The 3,245-nt window shown below is 69.4% G+C and carries 1 protein-coding gene; it reads right to left on the reverse strand.

Translation table 11 applies throughout. From position 1 onward, the window contains the following. Positions 1 to 3,245: RHS repeat-associated core domain-containing protein (locus D9T14_RS13075; protein WP_310793713.1), on the reverse strand; the 3,245-nt coding region annotated here is incomplete at both ends.

A 3,245-nucleotide genomic window follows, 5' to 3' on the forward strand; every position in this document is an offset into this window, starting at 1 on the left:
GTGGCTTTGAGGGCGTCGTTGGTGGCTGCTTGTGAAGCGTCGCTGGCGGTGTTGGCTCCTAGGCGGTTGCTGATGTTGCGGACGACTGGGAGTTTGTTGGCTTGGCGGCTGGCCCAGTCCGTGGCCGCTTTACCGACTGGGGTTTTGGCGGCCCATTGGATCCCTTTACCGATACCGTATCCAAAACCACCGCCAATCATTCCGAACAAGGAGTCTTTGCCGACTTGTCCCCAGTTGATGGGGTAGCCGGAGCAGGCCTGGTCGATGATGCTGGCCCCGCCTCCGAGAACCGCCCCGGCAATGAGTGCCGCACCGAAGCCTTGGGCGCCCGGGACGAACGCCAGTACGACGCCTGCTGCGATGGCGAGCGCGGTGCCCCATTTGGGTGAGTTGGCTTGGCGGTAGGCGTCGAGTTCTTCGGCCGTGACAGGGTGCAGGCCTGTGGGGTCGAACAGGCCGGCAGGGTTGTTCCCGGCGTACGCGTACGGGTTCGCGGCCCAGCCGGCCCCCACGTCCGGTTCGATGGGGTCCGGGGAGAGGAACCCGCGGCTTGCGGGGTCGAGGACGCGGGCGCCGAGCCATTCCATGCCCGCAACATGGAGTTCACCGCCGGGCCCGAGCCCCAGACCACCAGGCAGGGCGGCCTGCGCCGCGGGCGGCTGGTAGGGGTTGGAGGCGGTGGTGCTGCGTGCTGGCCGCCACGACGGCTCCAACCAGCCGTGTTGGCCGTGGGCGGTCAGCGGGCCAGCATGAACAATGGCCTGGCCGCCGGCCTGGAGCAGCTCGCCGGTCAGGTCATCGAAGAACAACTGTTCGTCATCGACTCTGGACAGCTGCCCGAGCGCGTCCACGACAGTGCTCGTACGCCGAACCCGATCACCCCGGTGGTCGGTGATACCAGACAACCTCCACAGTGTGGTCCACTCGTAGTCGCGGCGGGCGCCGTCGGAGTGTTCCTCGCTGGTGCGCCGGCCCGAGCGGTCGTAGCTGTAGGTGATGGTCTCATGCTGGCTCGCGGCCCGTAGCAGTTGGCCGGCGGCGTTGTAGGTGCGTTCCCAGGCTGTGCCGTCAACCGTCTCGTGGGTGAGGCGCCCGCCCAGGTCGTAGGACCAGGCGTTGAGCCCGCTGGGGCCGTCGGCCTCGATCAACTGACCGGCCCGGTCGTAGCGGTAACCGGTGCTCTCCCCGTCGGTGGTGACCTGGGCCAGCTGGCCGTCGCTGGTGTAGTCCATCACCGACACCAGCGGCCGATCGCCGCCGGTGACCGTGTGACCGGTGATGAAACCGTCGGTGAACGCCCACTCGTGCCGCATCCGGCCCGCAGACGCGGCGACCAGACGCCCCACCTCGTCGCGTTCCAGCACGGCAGTGGCCACACCCGGGTGCTCAACGCCGACGAGGCCACCGGCCGCGTCACGCCGATAGGCGGTGACGGCCCCGCTGGGGTATGTGACCTGGCTTGGCAGGCCGTCAGCGTCGTAGGACCAGCGGGTGCTGTCACCGGCCCGGTCGTGCCGCAGTAGCAGGCCGCGCGGGTCGTAGGCGAGGGTGTGGGTCACCGGCCGGTCCGGGTCACAGAAGTCCTCGATGGTACGAATGCGGTTGCGCACGTCGCGGGTGGTGCGGGAGAACAGGCGCCCGTCCACGCTCAACCAACAGTCCTGGCCGGTCTCGTCGTAGCCGATCTCGATGACGCGGCCGTCGGCGTCGATGTTCTTGATGAACCGGCCGGCCGCGTCATAAGAAGCGTAGGCGGTGTGGCCGAGCTGGTCGGTCTGGCTCGTGCAGTGGTTCATCGCGTCGAAGGTGCGGCGCGTCACCCCGCCCAGCGGGTCGGTGATCGTGACGGCCCGGCCGGCCGCGTCGTACTCGTAACGTGTGGTGCCACCGGTCCCGCTCCTGGCGGTCACGAGCTGGTCGGCCTCGTCGTAGCCGAACTCGCGGACACCGTTGTACGGGTCCTTGGTCCGCACGACCCGGCCGGCCCTGTCGTAGGCCCAGCGGAAGGTCCCCGAGCCCGGCGCATGCCGGGCGGTGACGCGGCCGCACTCATCGTAGCGGGTCCACCCCCGCTCCCCGGTCGGCCAGTGCTCCGCGACGAGCCGGGAGTCGGCGTCGTAGTCCAGCCGGGTACGAAAACCCAACTCGTTGCGCACCCCGGCGACCCGGCCGCAGGCATCGTAGTCGTAACCGATGCTCGCCCCCGAAGGCCGGCGGATCCTCACCGGACGCCCGGCCGGGTCGCGTTCGATGCTGGTGCGCCCGCCGACGGCGTCGACGAACTCGACCGGCCGACCGGCGCGGTCGTAGCGGGTCGAGACCTGCGAGCCGTCGGGCAGTACGGTGGCCACCTGGCGGCCCCACTTGTCCATCCTCACGGTGCTGGTCGAGGCCGCGTCGCCCCCGGTGATCTCGCCGCGTGCGCTGTTGTGGCGCCAGAACCAGCGCACGCCGGTCGGGTCGACCGTCTCGTTGAGGCGGCCGTACTGGTCGTAGAAGCGCTGCCACACCCCGCCGGTCGGGTCGATGGTCTGCCTCAGCCGCGACATCGCGTCATGGCTGTACTCCCACACCGCCCCATCAGGCAACCGCACACGACTGACGTTCCCCAGATCATCCAGTTCCTGCTCGACCCGGCGCCCCAACGGGTCGACCACCGCGCACAACTCCCCATGCCCGGCGTACTCCAACCGCGTGCACGCCCCCAACGGGTTCACCACCCCCGTCAGCCGCCCGCCGGCCGAGTACTCATAACCCCAACAAGCCCCATCCGGATCCACCCGGGACTCCAGGAGGCCCGCCGGGTTGTAGCCATAACGTGTCGTAGCGCCCGACGGCCTGATCATCTCCACCACCCGGCCCGAGCCGTCACGCACGATCCTGGTCGTATTGCCCTCAGCGTCCCTCGAGGCCACCAGATCCCCGTGCCCGTCGTACTCGAAACGCATCGTGACGCCGGCCGGGTCGGCCGTCTCCAGCAGCAGGCCGTCATCCCAGACCAACCGGGTACGGCCGCCCTCCCCATCGACGATCAGCGACGGCTGCTGCTGGGCGCCGGTGTACGACATGGTGGTGCGGGCGACCTCGGTGCCGTCCTCCAGCGAGATCATGTCGGTCAGCCGGTCCAGCTCGTCGTAGACCAGCCTCGTCATCGCCCCCGTCGGCCCCAACTCGGTGACCAGACGGCCGCGGGCGTCGAACTCCCGCACCGTCTGGCGGCCCTCCGCATCAGTCGCCAGCACCTG

The sequence above is a fragment of the Propionibacterium australiense genome (assembly GCF_003666605.1).
Lineage (GTDB): Bacteria > Actinomycetota > Actinomycetes > Propionibacteriales > Propionibacteriaceae > Propionibacterium > Propionibacterium australiense.